The organism is Ruegeria sp. BF6, assembly GCF_056538665.1.
On sequence record NZ_JBQFTN010000001.1, the window covers coordinates 1,351,885 to 1,374,236 of the forward strand.

Here is a 22,352-nt window from a genome sequence, read left to right on the forward strand (position 1 = left end):
ATCCATCTACGCGATTGCGAACGGAGAATTTGATGCATCGATTTGTACTGACCGCCGCCGGTCTTGCGATTTTGTCCGCCTGCCAACCCGTAACGCCGCCTGAGACCGCACCGCAACTGGCAAACCCCGCTGCCACCTTCTGCGTGGAAAATGGTTCGAAGTATGAAATCCGTGATGGCGATAACGGGCAATCGGGCGTTTGCATTCTGCCGGACGGGCGCGAGGTGGACGCCTGGGAGTTCTTCCGCGAAAACAGCCCGACCTGAGGCGTTCAGGCCGTAAACGTCAGCACACGGCTTTCCGTAATCACCATATCCAACTGCTGATCGGTGGGCTCCAGCGGTAGCCCTTCGGCCTCTTGCGCGTCAAAGGCAAACCCGATGGCCAGCGTCGGGCGCTTGGCGCGCAACCCTTCCAGCGTGCGGTCATAGAACCCGCCGCCATAGCCCAGCCGCCCGCCCTGCGCATCGAAGGCGACAAGAGGTACGATCAGAATCTCGGGGTCAAAATAGTCATCGACCTCGGGCACTTTGGCTCCGAAAGGGCCATCTTTCAGCGCGCCTTCGGGTGTCCAGCGGGAAAACTTCAGTGGCTGACCGGCGGCCTGGATCACCGGTACGCCGACCGGGCCATAGGCCGAAGCTTCGGCCATCGCTGCCACAGGGTCAATCTCGGTGCGGATCGGCATATAACCCGACAGGGGCACACCCCGATGCCCGGCCAGCACTTCGGACAATCGCCCGGCGGCTCCGGGCAAACGGGTGTCAAACGCAGCCTTACGGCGAGCGAAAGCCGCCTTGCGTGCGGCAGCTTTGATTTCAGTCAGGTCGGTCACAATAGCACCACGCTGGCAAGCCCAAGAAAGATGAAGAAACCCATGACATCCGTTGTGGTCGTCACAAAGGTCCCCGACGCCAGCGCGGGGTCAACACCCATGCGGTCCAGCACCACCGGTACTACCGTACCTGCAAAGCCCGCGATGATCATATTCACGACCAAGGCCGACCCGATCACGACACCCAGCATCGGAGAATCAAACCACATCATGCCCACCGTTCCCAGCACGATGGCAAAACACAGCCCGTTCAGCATCCCCACAAGCAATTCCCGCCGGATTACGCGCATGACGTTTGCATTGGTCAGGTCACGCGTTGCCAGCGCCCGCACTGCAACCGTCAATGACTGTGTTCCCGCATTACCTCCCATCGACGCCACGATCGGCATTAGAATCGCCAGCGCCACCAACTGATCAATCGCTGCCTCAAATTGCGAAATCACCAGCGAGGCACAGATCGCCGTACACAGGTTCACCGCCAGCCACGGCAGACGCCGCCGACTGGTTGCCGCCACACTGTCCGAAATCGAGCTTTCGTCACTCACACCCGCAAGACGCAGGATGTCTTCTTCATGCTCTTCATCCAGAACCACCATGGCGTCATCGATGGTGATCACACCGACCAGCCGCCCGTCCGCATCCACCACAGGGGCCGAGATCAGGTGATACTGGTTGAAAGCATAGGCCACATCCTCTTCGTCCTGATCAACGGGGATAGAGTGGAATTCCTCTTCGGCAATATCATGCAGCGACACATCGCGCCGGGTGGCCATCAATTTGCCCAGCGTGACCTGCGCCACGGGCTTCAACCGCGGATCGACCAAAACCACGTGATAGAATTGTTCCGGCAGATCGTCATTGGCGCGCATGAAATCGATGGCCTGCCCCACCGTCCAATGCTCGGGCGCCATGACCACCTCGCGCTGCATGAGACGACCAGCCGAGTTCTCGGGGTAGGCCAGCGCCTGTTGCGCTGCGATCCGTTCGGAAGCCTCCAGTGCGCCAAGGATGGCTTCCTGCTGTGGCTCTTCGAGGTCTTCCAGCAGGTCGACAACGTCGTCGCTTTCCATTTCGCGCACGGCGTCAGCCAGAACGTCGGGATTCAGGATGCCGATAATCTCTTCGCGCACCGCCTCATCGAGTTCCGAGAGGATATCGCCGTCGAACTCCTTATCATACAGACGGATCAGACGCGCGCGGTCATAGGGGTTGATCTGCTCCAGAAGGTCGGCGATGTCGGCCGGGTGCAGCGGCTCCATCAACTCGATCAGTTTATTGCGGTCGTCTACATCGACTGCATACAGAATGGCCGCTACGGTCTTGCGATCCAGCGCATAGACGTCCTCATCGCTGGTCGCCTCGGTTACGGGTTCATCAAAGCCTGTCGTCATGTCTGCCCCCGTTTCTTCGGTCATTGGCCCCTAATTAGAAGAAGCTGCTACCGGAAAACAATGACAATGCGGCGATTTACCGACAAGTTTCGCGCGCCTATGCTGTTTCGCAGTCCCATACAGGTGGAGATGAAGGATAATGGCGCAAAAAACGCTGCTGAAAGGACGTGTTCTGAGCTTCACTGGTTCGCCGTTCGACGATGAGCCGACCGAAGCCGTCAAAATCAGCGAAGCGGTTCTGGTCGAAAATGGCCGTATATCGGCCGTGGCGGATGCCGACGGCCTGCGTGCAGCCCATCCGCACGCCAGCGTAACCGACTACGGCCAGCGCGTCATCATGGCGGGTTTTGTAGACGCCCATGTCCACTATCCACAGACCGCCATGATTGCCAGTTGGGGCAAGCGCCTGATCGACTGGCTTAACACCTATACCTTCCCCGAAGAGATGAAGTTCGACGATCCCGCCTATGCGTCCGAGATCGCCAACCGGTATCTGGACCTGACGGCGGCACACGGCACGACGACCATGTGCAGTTTCTGCACCATTCATCCCGAAAGCGTCGATGCCTTCCTCGCTGCCGCGCAACAGCGCAATCAACGTGTGGTCGCCGGTAAAACCTGCATGGACCGCAATGCGCCCGAGGGGCTGCGGGACACGGCGCAGACAGCTTATGACCAGTCCGAAGCGCTGCTTAGGAAATGGCACGGGGTCGACCGGTTATCTTACGCCATCACTCCGCGCTTTTCCCCCACCTCCACACCGGAACAGCTTGAGGCGATGGGCGCGCTCTGGGCCGAGCACCCGCATTGCCTAATGCAAACCCATCTGAGCGAGCAGACCGACGAGATCGCCTGGGTTCGCGAGCTGTTCCCCGAAGCGCGGGACTATCTGGATACATATGAGAAATTCGGCCTGCTGGGCGCGCATGGCGTCTACGGCCACGTCATCCATCTCGAATCGCGCGAACGCGACCGGTTGCGCGAGGTTGATGCAGCGCTGGTCCATTGCCCGACTTCGAACACCTTCATCGGCTCGGGCCTGTTCGACATGACAGGGCTGATGCGCGATGGCCACCGGATCGGACTGGCCACGGATACCGGCGGCGGGTCGAGTTTTTCAATGCTCCGTACGATGGCTGCGGCCTACGAGATCGGACAGCTACGGGGCGCACCTTTGCACGCCGCACAGCTGTTGTGGTTGGGAACCGTCGGGTCGGCGCGCGCATTGCGGATGGACGATTGCGTCGGCAATGTCGCACCGGGGATGGAGGCTGATCTGATCGTCCTTGACCTCGCCTCGACCCCCGCCATCGCCCAGCGCGAAGCCAGCGCCGACGATCTGTGGGAGGCCATCTTCCCTACCATCATGATGGGCGATGACCGAGCGATCTCTGCCGTTTGGATTGGAGGCGAGCCCGTCGTTCAATAAAGAATGGCCTCACCCAATTCGGTGCACATTCTTGGATCAAGGCTCCACTTAGTACTCGGCTTGATCGTGCAGGCAGTTTGCGAACGCTGCCCGGACCGTTAAATTGTCCAGCCAGACGGGTAAGCCCTACAGACCCAGTTTCTTCTTATTTTTCCTTATATTGGATTTGAATTTGTCACCTTTCACGAGGCTGCTGTCATCGGTCATAGACCACCATTCGTTTTCATTCAGCCAATTGCGCCAAATTGCGCCATCTGGGGCAACAACTTGCTAGATGCATTCGAGGTCATCCGGTTTAGACCCCGTGGAATCACCCTTTGGCCAGTACCAGACCAATTCACGGCAAACACGCGCCTTTCGATCAACTTTCCATGTACCAAGGGCTACGTTGTCACTGTGCTTTTTGCACCAGGCACTCGCCCGCCAGCCTGAGCCAAAGTACATGCCAGCCTCGCATCCTTTCCAAATTTGAGTTTTTCCCGCGTAAAGCTGGGCAACCGTGTTTGGATCAGCAGGTTTCGCGCCCTGCGGTTTCGGGTCCGCCCAAGCTATTGCCGAATTCAGAAAGGTCAGGACGGCAGCGCCAACAGAAATTGCTTGAAAACTCATCTACCCACTCCTTCAAAAAGGCGGAGTGATACCACAAATGTGCGGTTTTCTAAAAATCCTTCGCCGTACCGAGCGCGGTAAAGCCAAGGAATGCCAGCTTACCGCTGCAACGCCATTGCAAGATGGTTTTGACGTTCGATGACCCGTGGCAGGTCTATCGTCGTGATCTGACAATCACGCACAATCTGACGTCCCTCTACGAACAGGTGCTTCACTTTCGCAGGACCCGCCAACAACAGAGCCGCGGTGTCCCAACTGCCTGCGCTTTCGATGCCGCGGGTGTCCCAGACTGCAATGTCGGCGCGTTTGCCGGGTTCCAACCGTCCGCAATCGGGGCGATTCAAAACGTCGGCGCCGCCGCGTGTCGCAATTTCCAGCGCTTCGCGGGACGACATCGCATCCGCACCGTTCGCGACCCGTTGCAGTAACATGGCCTGTCGCGCCTCGAGGATCAGGTTGCCGATGTCGTTGCTGGCCGACCCATCCACGCCAAGACCGACCGGAACACCGCGGTCGCGCATGGCGCGGACTGGTGCGATACCTGATCCCAGACGACAATTGGAACAAGGGCAATGGGCAACGCCAGTACGGGTTCTGGCGAACAGGTCAATCTCGGTCCCATCCAGCTTGACGCAATGGGCGTGCCAGACATCCGCGCCGGTCCAGCCCAGATCCTCGGCATACTGCCCCGGGCGACAGCCGAACTGCGCCTGCGAATAGGCGATGTCCTCGTCATTCTCCGCCAGATGGGTGTGTAGCATCACCCCCTTGTCGCGCGCCAGGATCGCCGTATCACGCATCAGATCACGACTGACCGAGAACGGGGAACACGGCGCCAGCCCTACCCGGCACATCGCACCCTCGGAGGGATCGTGAAACGCATCAACAACTCGGATTATGTCGTCGAGGATCGCAGCCTCGCCTTCGACCAACGAGTCCGGCGGCAAGCCGCCATCGCTTTCGCCAATGCTCATGGCACCGCGTGTGGGGTGAAAGCGCAGGCCAATCTCGGCGGCGGCGGCAATCGTGTCGTCCAGCCGCGTGCCGTTCGGGTACAGATACAGGTGGTCGGAACTGAGCGTGCATCCAGATAGGGCCAGATCGGCTAGGCCGATCTGGGCCGAGACGTACATCTCCTCCGGCCCAAAGCGGGACCAGATGGGATAGAGCGTTTTCAGCCAGCCAAACAAAAGCGCATCCTGCCCGCCGGGCACCGCGCGCGTCAAGGTTTGGTAAAGGTGGTGATGGGTGTTCACCAAGCCCGGCGTCACGACGCACCCGGCTGCATCGTGAACGTCGCCGGCGGTCTGCAGGCCGTGGCCGATCTGTTCGATCTGTCCGCCGCGGATCAGGATATCCGCGCCAGAAAGTTCACTGCGCGAATCGTCCATCGTCAGGATGGTGTCTGCATTCTTGATCAGGATTTCGGTCATTCCGCCCCCCTTGCGATACACCCGTTTCGTGCAAGAAGAGCATTTGCTGGCGGAAAACGGGCACAAGAACCAGCCCGACAAACCCTACCCGACAGGTTCAGACCCGGCAATAACTTTCAGTGATTGCGCAAAACCTCCAACGCCGCCGCGTGCAACACTGTATTCGCTGCCGCCAGCACGCGCCCGCCTTCATGCACCGGACCGCCTTGCCAGTCGGTGACAACACCACCTGCAGCTTCGATCACCGCAATCGGCGCCTGGATGTCATAGGCGTTCAACCCCGCCTCTATCACCAGATCAACCTGCCCCGCAGCAAGCAGGGCATAGGCATAGCAATCCATACCAAAACGCGTCAGGCGCACGTGTTGCGCCACAGCGTCGAACCCGGCGCGGTCCTCGGGGGTGCCGACCTCGGGAAACGTGGTGAACAGGATCGCCTGATCCAGACTGGATGTCGGACGCGTTTTCAGCTGTGCCGTGCCGGTTGGGCCGGTCACCTGCGCGATATCGGCAGCCCCCACGAAACGCTCTCCGATATAGGGCTGGTCGATGACGCCCATGATCGGACCGTCCTGTTTGCTCAGCGCAATCAATACGCCCCAGGTGGGTGTGCCGCTGATGAAACCGCGGGTGCCATCAATCGGATCCAGAACCCATGTCCGTCCACTGCTGCCCGGAACCTGGCCGAACTCTTCCCCAAAGATACCGTCATTGGGTCGGTGTTTGGCCAGAACCGCACGCATGGCCTGTTCGGCGTTACGGTCTGCAGCCGTTACCGGGTCAAAACCCTTTGCCAGTTTGTTGTCGGTTTCAAGATTGGATTGTCTGAAAAACGGAAGAATGGCCTCGCGCGCAGCGTCGGCCATTTCTTCGGCAACATCCAGATCGCTCAATGTCGTCTCTCGCATGCGCTACCCGTGCGGTTCGCGCGTGCCAGAGTCAACCCCGTTTGCTCAGGCGACGTCGCTCAGCACTCGGGCAAGTTCGAACAGGCGGCGGCGTTGATTTTCAGGGATTGCATAGTAGGAACGCACCAAATCCAGAGCTTCCTTGTCCCCCATCAGGTCGGCCGGAACCGATTTCTTGCCGGTTGGTTCTTTTTCAGCCTCTTCAAGACCTTCAAAGAAAAAGCTGACAGGTACGTCCAATGCCTCGGCAATGTCCCACAGACGGGATGCGCTGACACGGTTGGCACCCGTCTCATATTTCTGAATCTGTTGAAACTTAATACCAACTTGCTGCGCCAACTGCTGCTGGGTCATGCCAATCAGCCAGCGGCGATGCCGGACGCGCTTGCCCACATGGACATCGACGTGATGGGTCATTGGTAAACTCCTCTAATACACACACAACCAATTCGGGTGCGCGACATGCCTTTACTACCGCAACACTAGCAAGCCGCCCTTAACCACTCCCTAATCAGGAACATGCCCCCAAATCAGCACCCCAGACAATATTGCGCTTTTTCAGTATTTTTTCAAGAAGGTTGAATCTGTTTCCACGAACAGAGATTTAAGGTTGTGCCAAATCTGTCTGGCACACGTCCTTGCCATTGGGAAAGCCTGACATGGCCGCCACACCCTCTTGCGGGGCTTACCGGGTAAGAGATTGACAATCCCCGAGCGGAACGAACCTATGCGCCAAACCACAGGAGTGCTTTCATGTTGGCCTACAGAATTCCGTCCCAAGGTGCGGTCGCACAGCTTTGTGATATTGACATCCCGCAGCCCCTGGAAGGCCAGGTGCGCGTGGCGATCAAAGCCTGCGGACTGAACTTTGCCGATCTGCTGATGCAGAAAGGTACATATCAGGATACACCCCCCGCCCCATTTACGCAGGGAATGGAAATCGCTGGCGTGGTCGATACAACCGGCCCCGGCGTATCGCACTTGAAACCAGGTGACCGGATCGCTGTCTATTCCGGTCAGGGCGGTCTGGCGGAATTCGGAGTGTTCGACGCAGAGCGTGCGATTCCCCTGCCCGATTCGATGAGCTTCGAAGACGCTGCGGCCATGCAGATCGCCTATGGCACCAGCCACATTGCACTGGATCACCGCGCCCACCTGCAACCCGGCGAGACCCTGCTGGTCACGGGTGCGGCGGGTGGTGTCGGCCTGACGGCGGTCGAGATCGGCAAGCTGATGGGCGCAACCGTGATCGCTCAGGCCCGGGGCGCGGACAAGCTGGCCGTGGCGCAGGCATCCGGCGCAGATCACCTGATCGACGCGTCCGAGGATCTGCGCACGCGTGTCAGGGAACTTGGCGGCGCGGACGTTGTATACGATGCGATCGGTGGGGATGTTTTCAAAGCCGCCTTCCGCGCCACCAACCCCGAAGGGCGCCTGCTGCCGATCGGCTTTGCAGGCGGAGAGGTTCCGCAGATTCCCGCCAACCACCTACTGGTCAAAAACCTGACGGTGATTGGCTTCTATATCGGTGGATACCTGACCTTCCGGCCTCAGATCGTGCAGAACAGCTTTGAAACGCTGTTCCGCTGGCACGTCGAGGGAAAAATCACGCCGCATATCAGCCACGTGCTGCCCCTGTCGGACGCCGAAAAAGGCCTGAAACTGCTGCGCGACCGCACGGCAACCGGCAAGGTTGTGATTACGCCCTAGCCGACAACCGCCTTCAGAGGACTACTGCCTAGCATGCGGAAATTCTGCCGGACGAGGTCGGCCAGCGCCTCAACCACAGGGCCACGTCCGGGTTCACCTCCGTACAGGTTGATCATATGCGCAGGCAGGGTGGGCAGCACGCCGCCGTCGTCGATTTGCACCAGATGCGCGGCTTCTGTTCCGTCCAGCATGGCGTGAATCGCCAGGTCGGCAGACACGGTAGCCTCGATGGTGCGGTCGTTTTCAGTTTCCACCGACAGCTCCCACGGAAGGCCGGCCTCATCCAGTGCCGCGATCATCTGCGGCCGGAACATGCAGCGACGACCCACCGCAATGGGGATCGGCCGTTTACGCCAGGCCGAACCGCCGGGCGCACCAATCCAGCGCAGCGGCAATTCCGCGACAGTTTCAGCGCCATCTCCCCTGTTTGCTTCGGTCGTCAGAATCAAGTCGCACTCGCCGCGCTTGAGCATATCCTTCAGTTGCATTGAGTACGAAGACACCAACTGCACCCGCACTCGCGGGAAGTCCGCGTTGAATCGCTGCAACACCCGGGGAATCGCCGGGTAAACGATGTCATGCGGCACGCCCAGAACCACCTCACCTTCAAACGCCTGATCGGTGAGTTTTGAGATCACCTCATCATTCAGCGCGATCATGCGGCGGGCATAGGCCAGCAGCTGCTCACCTGACGCGGTCAGCGCGATGGTCCGGCCGCTGCGATCCAACAGTTCAAGCCCCAGCAGCTCCTCAAGCCGCTTCAACTGCATCGAAACAGCGGATTGCGTCAGGTGCAGGAAACCTGCAGCACGCGTCACACCGCCCTGATCCGCCACCGCCACGAACGAGCGTAAAGTCGTAATGTCCAGATTTCGCATCTTCACGAATCCTTATGTATCACTTCATAAATATTCATTTTCAAAATGTGTCATAACGCGCCATATAAATCAAGGAACTTGATGAGACAGCGAAAACTCATCGAGGATCGATGAGAGGACAAACATTATGACCCAAATCGCAATTGACAGACACTGCCCGCCCCGCCGCCGATTTGGCCTGACCCTGCTACGAGATGCGTTTTCCCTGCGCCGTCAGAGACGCACCCTGGCAAGGCTGGACGCCCGGGCGCTAGAAGATATCGGAATCACCCGCGAACAGGCCGAAGCAGAAGCGGCCCGCCCCATTTGGGATGCGCCGGAATTCTGGCAAAAATGACTCTGACATTCATCTTTTCCCCATGAATGGCGACCCGCACCCGCAGGTCGCCATTTTTGTTTCGTGTTTTAGCTGGATTCCGGCGCTAAACCCTTGAAACGTGACCCGCAGTTGCCGATATTTGCGTGGAACGGGGTTCGAATTTCGAACCGCGACAAGAATGATGTGAAGGGAGACCCTTTTATGGCACAATTTGACACGATCCGGACGGCGGCCGGCGCGCGCGCTGCCCAGATCCATGAGGGCCTGCGCGCCCATATGAACAAAGTTTACGGCACGATGTCCGTGGGCATGCTGATCACGGCACTCGCCGCTTGGGCGATTGCCGGGCTTGCAGTGACCGCAGACCCGACCGCCACCGGTATTCAAATCGGCACGGATCGTTACCTGACCGGCTTGGGACAGACTCTGTTTCTGACTCCGCTCAAATGGGTCGTGATGTTCGCGCCGCTTGGTTTCTTGCTGTTTGGCTGGGGCGCCCTGATGCGGCGTGGCTCCGCCGCTGCGGTTCAACTGGGTTTCTTCGTCTTCGCCGCAGTGATGGGCGTGTCGATGAGCTCGATCTTCATGATCTTCACCCCCTACTCGATCACGCAGACCTTTCTTGTTACGGCTATCGCATTTGCGGGCCTAAGCCTGTTTGGCTACACCACCAAGCGTGACCTGAGCGGCATGGGTACTTTCTTGATCATGGGTGTGATCGGCTTGCTGGTTGCTATGGTCATCAACCTATTCCTGCAGTCGGGACCGATGATGCTGGCAATCTCGGCGATTGGCCTTCTGATCTTTGCTGGGCTGACCGCGTTCTACACGCAGGACATCAAGAACACCTACGTTGCACATGCAACCCACGGTGATCAGGAATGGCTGGACAAAGCGGCTATTGACGGCGCGCTGAGCCTGTACATCTCGTTCCTGAACATGTTCCAGTTCCTGCTGATGTTCATGGGGCAGCAAGAATAAAGCTGGCCGCCAGTACAGAATCAAATGGGGCGGGCCCGCAACGGCCCGCCCCTTTCTTTTTGTCGAACATCCGTCCGCCTGAAACGCGCCGAGTTCTGTAGCTAAGGCGCCTGCACAAAAAAGGCCCCGTCCAAACGGGACCTCAACCCAACATTTGTCAGTCGCTTAGCTGCAGTTCAGCGCCACTGCAAAACCCGAACTGCGCTCGGAAGATCCCTTGCGGAATACGTCACCCGCTGGCAGGCAGCCGGTAAACTGCTCGGCATCGCGGCCAAACGTTGCGCCGACCTTGTTGTCCACGCGGGTGCTGTTGTTCGCTGTGCGCAGGACGCCGAACAGAGTACCGTTCACGTTGACCGTGCTCAGGAACAGGTTGGTGTCAGACCCGGTCAGTACCACCGCGTCGGTGTCGCTGCGTCCGCCGTTGTCGATTGCGACACGGGCAACTTTCTCGGCATCGGTCTGGTCGGTCACCACGGGAACTGCAGGCAGCACGGCCAGTTCAGCCGGTACGTTCGTCGCAGGCGGCAGGAAGGCCGCCGCACCCGGCACATCCGAGATGGAGCGGGGTTCACCATCGATCCCCGTAAACCCGACGCCTTCGCGGTTATAGGGGTCCTCGCAGGCCGCTAGGGCCAGAACGGTTATTGTGGATAACAAGATTTTTTTCATGACGGCCAACATTTTGGAACAGTTTGTTGAAGCGTAGGGGTAAGCCCCTGCAAAAAGCAACCCACCGCAAAACCGATTGCCCTGCCCGCTGATGCTTCGTTGCAACGGCGCGAGACGCCATGAAGAACCGTCCACAAAATGAACCGAAATGAAAAAGGGTCCTGCCAAGGCAGAACCCTTTGAAAATGTCCAAGCTGGACGGCAGATTACTTAATCTTGCCTTCCTTGTACTCGACATGCTTCCGAGCGACCGGATCGTATTTACGAACGGTCATTTTCTCGGTCATGGTGCGTGCGTTTTTCTTGGTCACGTAGAAGTGGCCCGTGCCCGCGGTCGAGTTCAGACGGATCTTGATTGTCGTCGGCTTCGCCATGGTTATCTCCTGCGTCCGAAAAGGCAGGGGCCTTTCGGTTGAATTCCTATGAGCGTGCGCTTTTACCCGGTCGCGCGGCTGAGTCAACCGAATTCCGCCCGTAAAGCGCACAAATCATGCGCTTGAGGTTTGCCCCTGTTTGGCTGGCTCACGGTTCTGTGATATGGTCGCGCGATTAAACCCCAGTAAAGAAGCCGATAACAGGCTCGCACCCCGAGGCGCCACGTCCAGGCGAGACGCTCTGCCAGCAGAGTTTTAATGATCACTTGGGGGGCATGACAGGTGAAGACACCGACGAGATGGCGCCGTGGCATGTCGTGGATTGCCCCGATCGGCCGGAATTGGAACCGGGAAGAACATACAGGGCGTGCCCGGTCCAGATTATCGCCTCCGTGGTGCCCCACCGGACACCTTTTCTCCTGCCAAACAGGCTTGAATGCCATCGCGTGGAAACGGGCGGACAGAGCTATCAGCCTGCCCTCAATCTCCCGGGGCAGCATGGCGTGCACCTGGTACCGGAGCCGCATTTAACGCTGTGGACGTTTGACTGATCGCGGACCCAACAGACTGCGACAGGCTGACAATCGCAAGAGGGCTGTAGGACCAGCCTGATTAAAGGTCCTGGATCAACTTTTTACAGGAGGTAGACATGCCAATTTTCATTACATACGCGTCCTATTCGCAGGATGGCGTCAAGGGGATGCTGAAAAAGCCTGTGGACCGTACGGCCCCTGTCAGGGCTTTGCTGAAAAAGGTCGGCGGCAAGCTTTTGGGATTCTATATGACGACGGGTGAAAATGACGTGGTGGTCATCAGCGAAGCCCCGGACGGTACGGATGCTGTGGCTGTTGGGATGGCCGTTGCCGCATCAGGCGCGGTGTCGAAAGTCCAAACGGTACGCGCCTGGAGGGCGAAGGACTTTGTCACCGTGACCAAGAAAGCCGCAAAACTGACCGGCGCCTATAAGCCACCGGGCAAGTGATCAAAAAGACGCGCGGAGGGCCTGTAAGCCGGATCTTGTTCCGGGGTTGCCCCCTTCGATGACCATTCCTCTAGGCCGTGCATTGCTGCGCGGCTCAAGCTGCCAACCCGGTCCCTCTCGGCCAAGACGCGCTTAGCGGCGGTATCGGCGGACGCCGACCGGCCCGCGCGGGGACCCTATTTGGCATTGCTCCCGGTGGGGCTTGCCGTGCCGCCGCTGTTGCCAGCGGCGCGGTGGGCTCTTACCCCACCGTTTCACCCTTACCGCGCTTTGCCGGGGGCGAACCTCAGCAAAGGTGCGGCGGTCTGTTTTCTGTGGCGCTTTCCGTCGGGTTGCCCCGCCCGGGCATTACCCGGCACCGTTGTCTTGTGGAGTCCGGACTTTCCTCTCGGGCTTACACCCCAGCGGCCATCCGGCCCTCCGCGCAGTGCGGTGGGTATGCTGTGGTCTGGGTGGCGTCAAGAGGTTAGGTCAATAAGGGACCAGATGAAGGCGGATCCGGACTTACGTTACGAGTGGTGCGAAATCGGCGGGGTGAAGAGCGCCGGTGGCCCAGGGACGATACCTGAGCCGTACTGCAGCCAACAGCGTGTCATCGTCGACCTCAGATGAATACCCTGCGGCGCGGGCCGAAGCCCGGAACGATTGGATCGTTGCGTTTTGCGGCGCCTTACCTTCACCGCGGCGGCCTGCGAGGTTCAAACGCTCCATTCGTTGCCATGGGAATCGGGGGCCAGGGTCGCATTTTCGACCCGGAGCCATATCGGAATGGCCGATCACATGATCCGGGCTGATCGACCACCGCTTTTGTATCTGGTGCAACAGGGTTTCGAGCGCTGCCAATTGAGGCTCTGAAAACGGATGTGCCCCGGTATTGTCTAGTTCGATACCGATTGAGCGGGAGTTGATGTCGCTTTGGCCGTTCCATTCGCCCGCGCCTGCGTGCCAGGCGCGGTCTTCCTCGCGAACCATCTGCCAGAGCGTGCCGTCAGAGCCGATCAGATAATGTGCCGAGACTTCATGAGCAGGATCGCACAATCGATCCAGAGCAGCACTGGCGCTGTCCATTGCCGTGTAGTGTAGAACGATCAAGGTGGGCGTAAGCCCATCTCTGCGCTCACCGAATTTGGGGGACGGGTGCCAGATCGGCGTCAGCGGCTTAGTTGTTAACGGCACTGCGGAACGGGCTGGGGTCCCAGCCGCAAGCGTAACCGTCACCATCCGGATCGAGGCCTTTGCGGTCACGCTGGGGGCCGCCATTTGCAAGGAACTCAATCTGGGCCTGGTCGGCCGACGGGAAGCGCGCGCAATTGCGCTGCGCCTTGGCCTGCAGGTTGAACCCGGCACGGCTATAGAGTTGCGTTCCGACCGGGTTCGACGTGTTCAGCGCGTATTGCACGATGTTGGGCTGACCATCCGAACCCCGTGCCGGAACGGCGGTCGGCGCAACAACCTCATAGGTCTGGCGATTCTGTTCGATCAGCGCTGCGTCAGATTCGATGGTGCGACGGCCAGAGACCGCCTCGAAATCCTGTTCGTCCGAAATGGTGTTGTTGATGGGGTCCTCAACGGGTGACGGTTCGTAGGTGCTTTGCCCTGACGTGCTGGCCAAAGCTGCTGCCGTTGCCGAGGCAAGGTCAGCATTCTCCCCGGCTGGCAACGGAGCACCAGCCCCGGGCGCGCCAAGCTGCTGCTCGGACACCTCAACTGGGCCAAGCAGCGGGTTTCCGGTATATCCCTGCCCCGCCAACTGCGCCTCACGCTGCGCCTGATAGGTCGGCGTGTTGAAATCCGGGCCACCCACCGGCGCCACCGTATCACAGGCGGCCACCAATCCGATTGCGGGAATCAGAAGCGTAAAGCGCATCCAGCTGCTCCGTCTTGCGTTGTCTTGCCTGACCTGAGGCTTACCACCATTTGCCCGGCTTGGCCACAAACCCGGCCGCGCTCTCCAGCGCGTAGGCCGTGTTCAGCAGATCACCCTCTTCCCACGGGCGCCCGATCAGTTGCAGACCAAGCGGCAGACCTTGCTTATCCAATCCGGCAGGCACCGAGACACCCGGCAAACCGGCCAGATTCACTGTCACGGTGAAGACGTCGTTGAGGTACATCTGAACCGGATCGGCTTCGGTCATTTCGCCCAAACCAAAAGCGGCGGACGGTGTGGCCGGGGTCAAAATCGCGTCGACGCCTGCGGCGAAGACATCCTCGAAGTCTTTCTTGATCAGGGTACGGACACGACGCGCGCGGTTGTAATAGGCATCGTAGAAACCTGCGGACAGCACATAGGTGCCGATCATGACGCGGCGCTGCACCTCGTGGCCGAAGCCCTCGGCGCGAGTTTTCTCGTACATCTCGGTGATGCCGTCGCCCTGCGCCAGCTGCGCGCGGCGGCCATAGCGGACACCGTCATAGCGCGCAAGGTTCGAGGACGCCTCGGCCGGGGCAATCACGTAATACGCAGGCAGAGCGTATTTGGTGTGCGGCAGCGAGATATCGACGATCTCGGCACCCGCAGCTTTCAGCATCTCGGCACCGTCAGCCCAGAGCTTTTCGATCTCGGCAGGCATACCATCCATACGGTATTCTTTCGGGATACCGATCTTCTTGCCCTTGATGTCGCCAGTCAGCATCGCCTCGAAGTTCGGCACGGCCAGTTCAGCGCTGGTCGAGTCCTTGGGGTCGTGACCGCACATCGTTTCCAGCATGATCGCCGCGTCACGCACATTCTTGGTCATCGGTCCGGCCTGATCCAGCGAGGACGCAAACGCTACGATGCCCCAACGCGAGCAACGACCATAGGTCGGCTTGATGCCGGTGATGCCGGTGAACGCTGCAGGCTGACGAATCGATCCGCCGGTATCAGTGCCGGTTGCGGCCAGACACAGGTCGGCGGCGACAGCCGAGGCTGACCCGCCGGACGAACCGCCCGGTGTCAGCTGTGCATCGTCATTGCCACGGCGCCACGGGCTGACCGCATTGCCGTAAACAGAGGTTTCATTGGACGAGCCCATGGCGAATTCGTCCATGTTCAGCTTGCCCAGCATCACGGCCCCAGCGTCGGCCAGCTGCTGTGACACGGTGGATTCGTATTCCGGCTTGAAGCCTTCCAGAATCTTCGAGGCCGCTTGCGACGGCACACCCTTGGTGCAGAACAGATCCTTGATGCCAATCGGCAAACCACACATCGAAGGTGCGTCACCACCCTTGATCCGCTCATCCGCGGCCTTGGCCCTTTCCAGCGCGATCTCGGGGGTCTTGTGGACAAAAGCGTTCAGCGCGTCGGCGTCGTCAACGGCCTTCAGACAGGATTCGGTCAGCTCGACCGAGGTCACTTCACCCTTGCGCAGCGCGTCGCGGGCCTCGGCCAGGCCCAGTTTGTTCAGATCGCTCATGTCTTACTCCACCACTTTGGGGACTGCGAAAAAGCCCTCGCGCGCGTCGGGGGCGTTGGCCAGAACCTTGTCCTGCTGGTTTCCGTCGGTGACCACGTCCTCACGACGCTTCAGTCGCATCGGCTCGACCGAGACCATCGGTTCGACGCCTTCGACGTCCACTTCGTTCAGCTGTTCGATGAAGCCGAGGATGGTGTTGAACTCGGACGCCAGCGCGGGCAGCGCGTCATCCTCGACCTTGATCCGGGCCAGTTTGGCCACCTTGGCGGCGGTGTTTTGGTCAATCGACATCGGAAAACCTCATTTGCGTTAAGGGGCATTTACCTGTCCGATGCTCAGGTCGCAAGGGCATGGAAGGGAGGATATGGCCTCGTTCGTGCAGATCACCGCAGCTGCCATTCAATTTTGCATACCCCCTATGCGCAAAAGTAAACCGTTTAGTTCATTTTTGTCATTGAAAATGTATACTGAACGGTTCATTTCATGAGGTACGGCACAGCCTCAAACGGAGAAAGACAATGAAAACGTTCATGACTGCATTAGTATTGTCCACCACTGTTCTTGTTGCCCAGGCGCAGGCCTTTGGCCCCACCATGAACACCCTGACGCGCGACCTGACTTTCCCCGAGACTGTATCGCAGCCCGTCACACAGGATCAGACCAAGCTGGGCAAATGATATTCCCCCTCGTTCCGGGTCGGGCATTCGACATCCGGCCCGGAAAGCTGCAATTGACTACTGCGCTTATTGCGTCCAATCGCTAGGGTGATCAAAGTGATCCGCCGGGCCAGACAGCAGGTTCGGCAAGCCAACGGAGCGGAAGATGAGCGTGCGCAAACAAGCAGTTCTGGACGCAATTGATGCGGCCAATACCCAAGATCCCAACCTTGAAGACGGCCAGCCGGTCGAGCTGCTGTACGGCCAGCGCATGAGCACCGAATTGGACCGACTTTTCCCAGACGCTTCAGATGTGTTGCAGATAGCTGCCCGGGGCCAGCACGTCGAACGCTGGAAGTTGGCACGCAGCGAATACCCCGAAGGCCGGGCCGGATACCTCGCCTGGCGCAAGGCGCAAGCTGTCCATCACGCCGAGGTCGTTATGGCGATGATGGAACAGGCCGGTTACGGCGCGGATGAAATCGATGCCGCCGGACGGATGCTGCGCAAACAGGGCATCAAGCGGGATGACGAGGTTCAGGCGCTGGAAGATGTGATCTGTTTCGTGTTCCTGAAATGGTACTTCGCGCCCTTCGCCGAGAAACACTCAACCGAGAAAATCCAGAGCATCGTCGAAAAGACCGCCCGCAAGATGTCGGCCGAGGGCCGCGCGCGGGTTCTGTCCGAATTCGATCTGCCCGAACACCTGGCCTCTGCGTTTCAAGGCTGAGATGCGCGGGCCATGTGCCTGCGATAGACCTCGATCATCCAGCCCAGCATTGTGGCGTTCAGGATGTGCCACATGAAATGTGTGCCCAATGGAAGCTGGGCGCAAAGGGGTTCGTCCAGAGCCCGGAAGGTGATCGAGGCGACCAGGATACCCGCCCCGATCGCAAGGCCACGCGCTGTTTCGGGGACGCGATTGCGCAGCAAAAATGCGTAGATCAGAATCAGCAGCGGCACCGGAGCATATGCCGACGATCCACCCAGACCCGGAATGAACTGGAACAAAGGGACCGTGGCTGCGGCATAAGGCACGAACAGGACGGTGACGATCAGGGCATAGACTGGCCGCATGTGCCAGACATCCCGATTGATCGCAAAAATATAGACCAGAATGTACAGCAGGATCGGCGCGACATCGGCCATTGCGGCCCAGACCTGCGCATGGGTGTGGAACAGATAGCTACCCACCCCGATCACCGCGAGGATGACCACCAGCCCCATCGCCAGAGGCACCCCCTGCCCGCGCACGCGCCGCCACATGATGAACGCCGCGATCAGAAATGCTGCGTTTGTCACCGCGTTGATCGGCTCGGCCCAATAGGCGGGCGACAGGCGCTCGCAATATCCGTCAATTTCCTGAAACCAGTCCATGAACTTTTACATATCCGATGCTAGGTTGATGCCAAGAGTTTGTTTTGGGAGGACGTTTTCATGAATATCATCTGGCTGGGGCACGGCAGTTTCCGTATTGAAACCGAAGGGCAGGTTCTGCTGATCGACCCTTGGCTGACCGGTAATCCGGTGCTGTCCGAAGACCAGCACGATGCCGCCGTGGACGGTGCGACGCATATCCTTTTGACGCACACGCATTTCGATCATGTGGCCGACGTAGTGTCACTGGCCAAGCACCTGAAGGTGCCGGTGGTGGGCCAATATGACCTGATGGGGTATTGGAGCGAGGCCGAAGAGCTGGAGACCATCGGTTTCAACAAGGGCGGCACGGTGAACCTGAACGGGGTCATGGTGTCGATGGTTCCGGCGTCTCACAGCTCAACTTTCTCGACGCCAGACGGTCTGCGCACCGGTGGCAGCGAGGTAGGTTTTATGATCGCCTCGGAAGGGCACATGCTCTACGTCTCCGGCGACACAGATATCATGGCGGATATGGAATGGATGGGGGATTACTACAAACCCGATATCGGCATCCTGTCGGCGGGCGGCCATTTCACCATGGACATGAAAGCGACGGCCTATGCGGCCAAGAGGTATTTCAACTTCAAGACCGTGATTCCCTGCCACTACAAGACCTTTCCGATTCTGGAACAATCCGCCCATGCGCTGATCGATGGGTTGCCGGGGGTCGACGTAGTCGAACCCGAACTGATGAAACCCATCACTCTCTAGGATCGCGTCGCGCAGCGAAGAATTCCTTCAGCAGATCGGCGGCCTCCTGCCCTGCGATGCCGTCGTATATCTCAGGGACGTGGTGCGCCTGTTTGTGTGTAAACACCCGCGCACCATGGGCCACTCCGCCGGATTTAGGATCGGCGGCGCCATAGTAAATGCGCCGGATGCGCGCCGCGGCCAATGCCGCCGCGCACATCGCACATGGTTCCAGCGTGACATAAAGATCATGATCCGGCAGCCGTTCGGACCCGGCCTCGGCGCAGGCGGCGCGAAGGGCCAGAATCTCGGCATGAGCGGTGGGATCGTTCAACTCTCGCGTCCGGTTTCCGGCTGCGGCCACAACGCGACCATCCGGCGCGACGATGACCGCACCCACCGGAACCTCTCCGCGGTCCGCGGCAGCGCGCGCCTCAACCAGCGCCCCGTCCATATGCGATCTGAACTTCATGCCTCTGACTGCATCAGAAACCTGTCTTTCGCAAGCGGGCGGGATGCGCTATGGCCAGCGGATGACTAAAACCCCTCCTCCCGGCGACCGGATCGCCAAAGTGCTTGCTCGCGCGGGTGTCGCCTCGCGCCGTGAAGCTGAACGCATGATCGAAGCGGGTCGCGTGGCCGTGAACGGCAAAACCATCGACAGCCCTGCCCTGAACGTCACCGGCAAAGACAGGATCACTGTGGACGGCAAACCGGTGTCTGAGCCCGAACCCTCGCGCCTGTGGCTGTATCACAAGCCTCCCGGTCTGGTGACGACGACACGCGACGAAAAAGGCCGCGCGACCATATTCGACAACCTGCCCGAAGACATGCCCCGCGTCATGAGCGTTGGTCGGTTGGACCTGAACTCGGAAGGCTTGCTGCTGCTGACCAACGATGGCGGCATCAAGCGCAAGCTGGAATTACCTTCTACAGGATGGCTGCGCAAATACCGTGTGCGTGTGAATGGCCGCCCCAAGGACGAAGATTTTGCGCCGCTACGCAAGGGTTTGGTGATCGACGGCGAGCGGTTTCTGCCGATGGAGGTCTCGCTGGATCGCCAGCAGGGTGCGAACGCCTGGCTGACAATCGGTCTGCGCGAAGGCAAGAACCGTGAAATCCGCCGTGCGATGGAGGACATCGGTTTTGCCGTGAACCGTCTGTTGCGTGTATCCTACGGTCCGTTTCAACTGGGCAGCCTCAAGCCCGGCGAGGTCGAGGAAGTCCGCCGCCGCGTGATGCGCGATCAGCTAGGACTGGACGCAGAACCCGAAGCCCGGCCGAAACGCACCGCGCGACCGCAACGAAAACGGGCACCCATCGGCAAGAAAACTCGCAAGTGATGCGGGTTTGGCAACCTTCCCCCTAGCGCCAAGCCCTCGTATCGCCTAAATTTTCCGAAAGGAAAGCCATTGGGGGGCGCCATGTCAGGGACCGGAGTGCAAAAACTGGCCTACGCGGCCCTTCTAGTGCTGTTGTTCGGTATCTGCACCGGCGTGCTGGGGGGCTTGTAACGCATGTCACAGCGATATGGCGGAAAATTTAGCCCACAAGGCGGTGGGTCTGACGACGACCAACAGCCGCGCGGGCAATTCCACGGCGCGCGGGTCGAACCGGCAGGCGCGCGGGTGAATATCCTGTTTCTGCCCGCCATTCCGTTGGTTTTTCTGTCTCTGAACGACGGCGCAATCGGAATGACGATCGGGCTGATCGCAGCGGGCCTGCTAACCGGCGCCGCCTTTCTGCTGCGCGAGGGTTTGCGCGCCGAAGCCGCCTATAACGCGCGCCGCTCTGCGCGCCGTCCTGCTTTTCCCCGCAAGATTTTCGCAAGCGTTTTGACTGGGCTGGGTGCCGCTCTGGCCGCGTATCGATCCGAGTATCTGGACGCCGAGGCCGCCGCGCAGGCGAGCTTGCTGGCTCCGATCCTGTTTGGAGCGGTGGCCACGGTGCTGCATTCCGTGTCTTTCGGGCTGGACCCGATGAAGGATAAAGGCATGGAAGGCGTCGACACCTTTCAGCAGGACCGTGTGGCCCGGGTGGTCGAGGATGCCGAAACCCACCTGTCTGAAATGACCGACGCCATCAAGCGCGCCGGGGACCGTCGGGTCGAGGCGCGCGTCGAACGCTTTCAGAACACCGCCCGCGATCTGTTCCGCACGGTCGAAGAAGACCCGCGCGATCTGGCCGGTGCCCGCAAATACCTGACCGTCTACCTGCAGGGCGCGCGTGATGCGACGGTGAAGTTTGCCGATGTCTTTGCCCGCACCCGCGATGCACAGGCGCTGGCCGATTACACCGCCTTGCTGGACGATCTGGAACAGAATTTCGCGGCCCGTACTCGCAAGATGCTATTGGATGACCGCAGCGATCTGACGGTTGAAATTGACGTGTTGCGCGAACGCCTGCAACGCGAAGGCGTCCGGTTGGACTGACCGGACAGTTATTTGAGAAAGGATTACCCCATGTCTGATGCGATCAAGAACAAGGCGGTTGAAGCTGAAACGCTGGTGCAGGAGGTCACGGCCGTTGCCCTACCCGACCCCACCGCCGAGGTCATCTCGCTTGAGGAAGCAGACGAACCCGTCAGCGCCGAGATCCGCAAGCGGATGGACGAAATCGACATGGAAAACACCAACTCGATCGTCTCCTTCGGATCATCCGCCCAGGCCGAACTGCAAGAGATCAGCCAGGCCATGCTGGCGGATGTCCGCAACAAGGATGTGGGTCCCGCCGGGGACAGTCTGCGCAACATCGTGACCACGATCCGCGGCTTTTCCGTCAGTGAACTGGATGTACGCCGCGAACGCAGCTGGTGGGAAAAGCTGATTGGTAAGGCCGCGCCATTCGCCAAATTCACTGCGCAATTCGAAGACGTTCAGGGACAGATCGACAGGATTACAGACGACTTGCTGGGCCATGAACACACGCTGCTTAAAGACATCAAGTCGCTGGACTTGCTGTATGAAAAAACGCTGGGATTTTATGACGAACTCGCGCTGTACATCGCAGCAGGTGAAGAAAAGCTGACCGAGCTAGACAGCCAGAACATCCCCGAAAAAGAAGCCGAAGTTCAGGCCGCGCCCGAAGACCAACAAGTGATGAAGGCGCAAGAGCTGCGTGACTTGCGCGCTGCGCGGGACGATCTGGAACGGCGCGTGCACGACCTGAAGCTGACCCGTCAGGTAACCATGCAATCCCTGCCCTCGATCCGGTTGGTGCAGGAAAATGACAAGTCGCTGGTAACCAAGATCAACTCGACCCTCGTCAACACCGTACCCCTATGGGAGACGCAATTGGCGCAGGCCGTCACCATCCAGCGCAGCGCCGAGGCGGCCTCGGCCGTGCGCGATGCGAATGATCTGACGAACGAGCTGCTGACCTCGAACGCGGCGAACCTGCGTCAGTCGAACAAGATGATCCGCGAGGAAATGGAACGCGGTGTATTCGATATCGAAGCGGTCAAACAAGCCAACGCCGACCTGATCGGCACTATCAACGAAAGTCTTGCGATCGCGGACGAAGGCAAAGCCAAGCGCGCCGCCGCCGAGCAGGAATTGAAGAAGATGGAGGCCGAATTGCGTGACACGCTGGCCTCGGCCAAGGCGCGCCGGGACGGTATCGGCGACAACGCCGGAACGGCAGTTCCGGGCTGACGGCGGGCTGCGCGTGAA

The 22,352-nt window shown here is 59.6% G+C and carries 27 protein-coding genes and 1 other RNA gene; 12 read left to right on the forward strand and 16 right to left on the reverse strand.

From position 1 onward, the window contains the following. Window positions 1-32: 32 nt before the first annotated feature. On the forward strand, window positions 33-266 hold the full coding sequence (locus ACR0IM_RS06805; RefSeq protein ID WP_480681251.1) for a putative hemolysin: 234 nt from the start codon (window positions 33-35) through the stop codon (window positions 264-266). Window positions 267-271: 5 nt separating this feature from the next. Here the strand turns inward: ACR0IM_RS06805 and ACR0IM_RS06810 are convergent, their stop codons facing one another. Both ACR0IM_RS06810 and mgtE read right to left on the reverse strand, forming a co-directional pair. Beyond that, window positions 272-835 carry a 5-formyltetrahydrofolate cyclo-ligase gene (locus ACR0IM_RS06810; protein WP_480681252.1) on the reverse strand — a complete coding sequence of 188 codons (564 nt, stop codon included), beginning with the start codon at window positions 833-835 and terminating at the stop codon, window positions 272-274. Continuing rightward, on the reverse strand, window positions 832-2,226 hold the full coding sequence (gene mgtE, locus ACR0IM_RS06815; RefSeq protein WP_480590053.1) for a magnesium transporter: 1,395 nt from the start codon (window positions 2,224-2,226) through the stop codon (window positions 832-834). Before mgtE ends, ACR0IM_RS06810 begins: the two co-directional genes overlap by 4 nt. Window positions 2,227-2,365: 139 nt before the next feature. Between mgtE and guaD the strand changes: the two genes are divergently transcribed. After that, window positions 2,366-3,655: a guanine deaminase gene (guaD, locus tag ACR0IM_RS06820; protein ID WP_480681253.1), complete on the forward strand. Its 1,290-nt coding sequence runs from the start codon at window positions 2,366-2,368 to the stop codon at window positions 3,653-3,655. 270 nt (window positions 3,656-3,925) lie between these two features. On the opposite strand, the gene ACR0IM_RS06825 is transcribed toward guaD, so the two are convergent. The 4 genes from ACR0IM_RS06825 to ACR0IM_RS06840 all read right to left on the reverse strand — a co-directional run bounded on the left by ACR0IM_RS06825 (window position 3,926) and on the right by ACR0IM_RS06840 (window position 7,022). After that, the gene (locus ACR0IM_RS06825) at window positions 3,926-4,264 is read right to left on the reverse strand and encodes a DUF995 domain-containing protein (RefSeq protein WP_480681254.1); all 339 of its coding nucleotides are present in this window, start codon (window positions 4,262-4,264) and stop codon (window positions 3,926-3,928) included. Window positions 4,265-4,362: 98 nt separating this feature from the next. Beyond that, window positions 4,363-5,697 carry an 8-oxoguanine deaminase gene (locus tag ACR0IM_RS06830; RefSeq protein ID WP_480681255.1) on the reverse strand — a complete coding sequence of 445 codons (1,335 nt, stop codon included), beginning with the start codon at window positions 5,695-5,697 and terminating at the stop codon, window positions 4,363-4,365. A gap of 116 nt (window positions 5,698-5,813) precedes the next feature. After that, on the reverse strand, window positions 5,814-6,605 hold the full coding sequence (gene hisN / locus ACR0IM_RS06835; protein ID WP_480681256.1) for a histidinol-phosphatase: 792 nt from the start codon (window positions 6,603-6,605) through the stop codon (window positions 5,814-5,816). Between the two features lie 45 nt (window positions 6,606-6,650). Then, window positions 6,651-7,022 (reverse strand): helix-turn-helix domain-containing protein, encoded by a 372-nt coding sequence (locus tag ACR0IM_RS06840; protein ID WP_480590060.1) that lies wholly within the window; start codon window positions 7,020-7,022, stop codon window positions 6,651-6,653. A gap of 336 nt (window positions 7,023-7,358) precedes the next feature. On the opposite strand from ACR0IM_RS06840, the gene ACR0IM_RS06845 reads away from it, so the two are divergent. Then, a complete protein-coding gene (locus ACR0IM_RS06845) occupies window positions 7,359-8,315 on the forward strand; it encodes an NADPH:quinone oxidoreductase family protein (RefSeq protein WP_480681257.1) in 957 nt (318 codons plus the stop codon). Here the strand turns inward: ACR0IM_RS06845 and ACR0IM_RS06850 are convergent. Next, a complete protein-coding gene (locus ACR0IM_RS06850; RefSeq protein ID WP_480590064.1) occupies window positions 8,312-9,193 on the reverse strand; it encodes a LysR family transcriptional regulator in 882 nt (293 codons plus the stop codon). The genes ACR0IM_RS06845 and ACR0IM_RS06850 overlap by 4 nt on opposite strands. Window positions 9,194-9,320: 127 nt before the next feature. Here ACR0IM_RS06850 and ACR0IM_RS06855 point away from each other — a divergent pair, with 127 nt between their 5' ends. Together ACR0IM_RS06855 and ACR0IM_RS06860 are read left to right on the forward strand one after the other, a co-directional pair. Continuing rightward, window positions 9,321-9,530 carry a DUF1127 domain-containing protein gene (locus ACR0IM_RS06855; protein ID WP_480640956.1) on the forward strand — a complete coding sequence of 70 codons (210 nt, stop codon included), beginning with the start codon at window positions 9,321-9,323 and terminating at the stop codon, window positions 9,528-9,530. 183 nt (window positions 9,531-9,713) lie between these two features. Next, on the forward strand, window positions 9,714-10,493 hold the full coding sequence (locus ACR0IM_RS06860; RefSeq protein ID WP_480590068.1) for a Bax inhibitor-1/YccA family protein: 780 nt from the start codon (window positions 9,714-9,716) through the stop codon (window positions 10,491-10,493). 165 nt (window positions 10,494-10,658) lie between these two features. On the opposite strand, the gene ACR0IM_RS06865 is transcribed toward ACR0IM_RS06860, so the two are convergent. Together ACR0IM_RS06865 and rpmG are read right to left on the reverse strand one after the other, a co-directional pair. Next, entirely contained in the window at window positions 10,659-11,165 is a 507-nt protein-coding gene (locus tag ACR0IM_RS06865; protein ID WP_480640957.1) for a hypothetical protein, read from the reverse strand. A 206-nt stretch (window positions 11,166-11,371) separates the two neighbouring features. Next, a complete protein-coding gene (gene rpmG, locus ACR0IM_RS06870) occupies window positions 11,372-11,539 on the reverse strand; it encodes a 50S ribosomal protein L33 (protein WP_005630270.1) in 168 nt (55 codons plus the stop codon). Window positions 11,540-12,188: 649 nt separating this feature from the next. On the opposite strand from rpmG, the gene ACR0IM_RS06875 reads away from it, so the two are divergent. Further along, entirely contained in the window at window positions 12,189-12,521 is a 333-nt protein-coding gene (locus ACR0IM_RS06875) for a GYD domain-containing protein (protein ID WP_480590071.1), read from the forward strand. 8 nt (window positions 12,522-12,529) lie between these two features. Here the strand turns inward: ACR0IM_RS06875 and rnpB are convergent. The 5 genes from rnpB to gatC all read right to left on the reverse strand — a co-directional run bounded on the left by rnpB (window position 12,530) and on the right by gatC (window position 16,207). Then, an RNA gene (gene rnpB, locus ACR0IM_RS06880) (RNase P RNA component class A) lies at window positions 12,530-12,945 on the reverse strand. Between the two features lie 80 nt (window positions 12,946-13,025). Continuing rightward, on the reverse strand, window positions 13,026-13,697 hold the full coding sequence (locus ACR0IM_RS06885) for an N-acetylmuramoyl-L-alanine amidase (RefSeq protein ID WP_480681258.1): 672 nt from the start codon (window positions 13,695-13,697) through the stop codon (window positions 13,026-13,028). Further along, on the reverse strand, window positions 13,681-14,388 hold the full coding sequence (locus tag ACR0IM_RS06890) for a hypothetical protein (RefSeq protein ID WP_480681259.1): 708 nt from the start codon (window positions 14,386-14,388) through the stop codon (window positions 13,681-13,683). The genes ACR0IM_RS06885 and ACR0IM_RS06890 overlap by 17 nt, the downstream gene beginning before the upstream one ends. Window positions 14,389-14,428: 40 nt before the next feature. Beyond that, a complete protein-coding gene (gene gatA / locus ACR0IM_RS06895; protein ID WP_480681260.1) occupies window positions 14,429-15,916 on the reverse strand; it encodes an Asp-tRNA(Asn)/Glu-tRNA(Gln) amidotransferase subunit GatA in 1,488 nt (495 codons plus the stop codon). Between the two features lie 3 nt (window positions 15,917-15,919). Beyond that, entirely contained in the window at window positions 15,920-16,207 is a 288-nt protein-coding gene (gene gatC, locus ACR0IM_RS06900; protein ID WP_480640960.1) for an Asp-tRNA(Asn)/Glu-tRNA(Gln) amidotransferase subunit GatC, read from the reverse strand. Window positions 16,208-16,434: 227 nt separating this feature from the next. On the opposite strand from gatC, the gene ACR0IM_RS06905 reads away from it, so the two are divergent. Together ACR0IM_RS06905 and ACR0IM_RS06910 are read left to right on the forward strand one after the other, a co-directional pair. Beyond that, complete coding sequence (locus ACR0IM_RS06905) at window positions 16,435-16,593, forward strand: hypothetical protein (protein ID WP_480681262.1); 159 nt, start codon at window positions 16,435-16,437, stop codon at window positions 16,591-16,593. Window positions 16,594-16,738: 145 nt separating this feature from the next. Continuing rightward, entirely contained in the window at window positions 16,739-17,302 is a 564-nt protein-coding gene (locus tag ACR0IM_RS06910) for a DUF4202 domain-containing protein (protein WP_480681264.1), read from the forward strand. Here the strand turns inward: ACR0IM_RS06910 and ACR0IM_RS06915 are convergent. Next, entirely contained in the window at window positions 17,293-17,949 is a 657-nt protein-coding gene (locus tag ACR0IM_RS06915; protein WP_480681266.1) for a ceramidase domain-containing protein, read from the reverse strand. The genes ACR0IM_RS06910 and ACR0IM_RS06915 overlap by 10 nt on opposite strands. A 60-nt stretch (window positions 17,950-18,009) precedes the next feature. On the opposite strand from ACR0IM_RS06915, the gene ACR0IM_RS06920 reads away from it, so the two are divergent. After that, window positions 18,010-18,702 carry a metal-dependent hydrolase gene (locus tag ACR0IM_RS06920; protein WP_480681268.1) on the forward strand — a complete coding sequence of 231 codons (693 nt, stop codon included), beginning with the start codon at window positions 18,010-18,012 and terminating at the stop codon, window positions 18,700-18,702. Here ACR0IM_RS06920 and ACR0IM_RS06925 read toward each other — a convergent pair. Then, window positions 18,692-19,153, reverse strand: coding sequence for a nucleoside deaminase (locus ACR0IM_RS06925; protein WP_480681269.1), 462 nt, complete (start codon window positions 19,151-19,153; stop codon window positions 18,692-18,694). The two genes, ACR0IM_RS06920 and ACR0IM_RS06925, sit on opposite strands and share 11 nt — an antisense overlap. Between ACR0IM_RS06925 and ACR0IM_RS06930 the strand changes: the two genes are divergently transcribed. From ACR0IM_RS06930 to ACR0IM_RS06940, 3 genes are all read left to right on the forward strand, one after another. Next, the gene (locus tag ACR0IM_RS06930) at window positions 19,152-20,024 is read left to right on the forward strand and encodes a pseudouridine synthase (RefSeq protein WP_480681271.1); all 873 of its coding nucleotides are present in this window, start codon (window positions 19,152-19,154) and stop codon (window positions 20,022-20,024) included. The two genes, ACR0IM_RS06925 and ACR0IM_RS06930, sit on opposite strands and share 2 nt — an antisense overlap. Before the next feature lie 174 nt (window positions 20,025-20,198). Further along, window positions 20,199-21,113, forward strand: coding sequence for a 5-bromo-4-chloroindolyl phosphate hydrolysis family protein (locus ACR0IM_RS06935; RefSeq protein ID WP_480681273.1), 915 nt, complete (start codon window positions 20,199-20,201; stop codon window positions 21,111-21,113). Between the two features lie 30 nt (window positions 21,114-21,143). Next, window positions 21,144-22,334, forward strand: coding sequence for a toxic anion resistance protein (locus tag ACR0IM_RS06940; protein ID WP_480590091.1), 1,191 nt, complete (start codon window positions 21,144-21,146; stop codon window positions 22,332-22,334). Window positions 22,335-22,352: the final 18 nt, after the last annotated feature.